The organism is Streptomyces sp. 8K308 (genome assembly GCF_004348315.1).
Taxonomy (GTDB): domain Bacteria; phylum Actinomycetota; class Actinomycetes; order Streptomycetales; family Streptomycetaceae; genus Streptomyces.
Genome location: NZ_SMKC01000631.1, coordinates 1 through 1,294 on the forward strand (window position 1 = coordinate 1; position 1,294 = coordinate 1,294).

General features: G+C 68.9%; 1 protein-coding gene. It reads right to left on the reverse strand.

What is annotated here, in order from left to right; translation table 11 throughout:
• Positions 1 to 43: 43 nt before the first annotated feature.
• Positions 44 to 1,294 (reverse strand): glycoside hydrolase family 6 protein (locus E1265_RS36295; protein WP_132935185.1); only part of this gene is annotated, 1,251 nt, incomplete at its 5' end.

Below are 1,294 nucleotides of genomic sequence, written 5' to 3' on the forward strand. Positions count from 1 at the left end.
CCTGGCCCCTCACCTTCAGGGGTGGTTCGGTGTTCCTACCGGCTTACAGGGGCGGGTAGGCGTTGGCCAGGAGCTCCTGGAACTGGGCGGAGAACCAGTGGCCGGAGAGCGGGGCATCCGCGAGTGCACCCGAGGGGTTGTGGTTGTTGCGGGGGTTGCCCTGGTAGGTCGGGTCGCACATCTGGTCGAAGCCCTTGCCCTCGTCGTTGGGGATCTCCCGGCTGGCGCCGTCGGACTCGCCCGGGGGCTTGATCCACACGTAGGCGTCGATGCCGGAGGCGGGGGCGGCGGTCGGGCGCTCGCCGAGGCCGGCGCCGGACTGGTTGCACCAGTTGCCGACGTGGATGCGGCCGTCGACGCGGCTGCCCTCGACGTAGGCGTTCACGTCGGTGCGCGGACCGGGTCCTGTGGGCCGGTCAGGGCCGCCCCAGCCGTTGCGGGAGGTGTCGATCAGCATGCCGATGCCGGAGTTGAAGCCGTTGCCGATGAGCTCCTGGCGGAAGGCCTGCGCGAAGGACTGGTTGTCGACGTAGCGGTTCCAGTCCACCCAGCTCGACTGCCGGACCGGGGTGCCGTTGATCGAGTCGTTGATGGAGTAGTGCGGTTCGGTCGTGGGGCCGTAGTTGGCCGTGTTCACGATGAAGCCGTGCACGTCCTCGACCGTGGCCTCGCCGTGGGTGGCGGTCTGGTAGAACAGGTCGGCCGAGGCGCCGAAGTTGTCGTCCCAGCCGATCCAGCCGTAGTGGCCCGCGTCGATGTAGTTGTAGACGTTGCCGATCGAGCCGAGCTCGGAGAGCGCGTAGGAGACGCCCTCGACGTAGTTTCCGTTGGACCTCATCGTGTCGCACTGCGGCGTCGCGGTGGGCCGCGGGCTGACGTTGGTGACGAGGTTCGGCAGCGAGTCGATCTCGATGACCGCGGAGACCCGCAGGTTCGCCTCGTCCTCGTACTCCCGCAGGATGTCGGCGATCACATCGATGTACTCGGTCTTGTAGCGGTCGATCTCCGTCGGGCCGAGCTCGCCGTTGGAGGCGAGCGCCGCGCAGTCACGGCCCGGCAGGTTGTAGATCACGACCTGGAACACCAGCGGCGAACCGCCGGCCTGTTCCACGGCCTCGTCGAGGTGGTCGCGCAGGCCCATGCCGCCGTTGACGCCGTTGATGGCGGCGATCCGGTCCATCCAGACGCCGGTCGGCTCGTCGGCGATCGCGGAACCGCCCGGCTCGGCGGCCGCGCGGGCCGACCACTCCGGGTTCACGTACACGTCGGCGCCGACGTACGGGTTGTCCACGCG